Annotated in this window: 1 protein-coding gene; it reads left to right on the top strand. The window is 68.9% G+C overall.

What is annotated here, in order from left to right; all coding sequences use genetic code 11:
- A partial coding sequence (locus ABT106_RS32015) for a homocysteine S-methyltransferase family protein (RefSeq protein WP_351284583.1) occupies positions 1 to 1,139 on the top strand: 1,139 nt, incomplete at both ends.

Raw genomic sequence — 1,139 nt, 5'->3', positions numbered from 1 at the left:
AATGCGGAGGGTCTGATCTCGGGTGGTGCGGACGCGCTGCTGGTGGAGACGACTCAGGACCTGCTGCAGACGAAGTCCTCGGTGGTGGGTGCGCACCGGGCGATGGCGGCGCTGGGGGTGAGGGTGCCGCTGATCTGCTCGGTGACGGTGGAGACGACCGGGACGATGCTGCTGGGTTCGGAGATCGGCGCGGCGCTGACGGCGCTGGAACCTCTGGGCATCGACATGATCGGTCTGAACTGTGCCACGGGTCCGGCCGAGATGAGTGAGCACCTGCGCTATCTGGCGCGCAACGCCCGGATCCCGATCTCCTGCATGCCCAACGCGGGTCTGCCGGTCCTGACGAAGGACGGTGCGCACTATCCGCTGTCGGCCTCGGAGCTGGCGGACGCGCAGGAGACGTTCGTGCGGGAGTACGGGCTGTCGCTGGTGGGGGGCTGCTGCGGTACCACCCCGGAGCACCTGCGCCAGGTCGTGGAACGCGTCCGGGGCGCGGAGATCACGGTGCGCAGCCCCCTGCCGGAGGCGGGCGCGGCTTCGCTCTACCAGACGGTGCCGTTCCGGCAGGACACGGCGTACATGGCGATCGGTGAGCGGACGAACGCCAACGGGTCGAAGAAGTTCCGGGACGCGATGCTGGAGGCGCGCTGGGACGACTGTGTGGAGATGGCCCGTGACCAGATCCGTGAAGGCGCGCACATGCTTGACCTGTGCATCGACTATGTCGGCCGGGACGGCGTCGCGGACATGCGGGAGCTGGCCGGGCGGTTCGCCACTGCCTCGACCCTGCCGATCGTCCTGGACTCCACCGAGGTCCCGGTCCTGAGGGCCGGTCTGGAGAAGCTCGGCGGCCGGGCGGTGATCAACTCGGTGAACTTCGAGGACGGTGACGGCCCGGAGTCCCGCTTCGCGAAGGTGAGCGAGCTGGCGCGGGAGCACGGCGCCGCGCTGATCGCGCTGACGATCGACGAGGAGGGCCAGGCCCGTACCGTCGAGCACAAGGTCGCCATCGCCCAGCGCCTCATCGCCGACCTGACGGGGAAGTGGGGCATCCGCGAGTCGGACATCCTCATCGACACCCTGACCTTCACGATCTGCACCGGTCAGGAGGAGTCCCGCAAGGACGGCATCGCGACGAT

Origin of the sequence: Streptomyces sp. NPDC002044 (assembly GCF_040296725.1) — a bacterium.
Lineage (GTDB): Bacteria > Actinomycetota > Actinomycetes > Streptomycetales > Streptomycetaceae > Streptomyces > Streptomyces antarcticus.
Note: the sequence above shows the minus strand (reverse complement) of the source record. Positions and strands in the feature narration are given on the sequence as shown.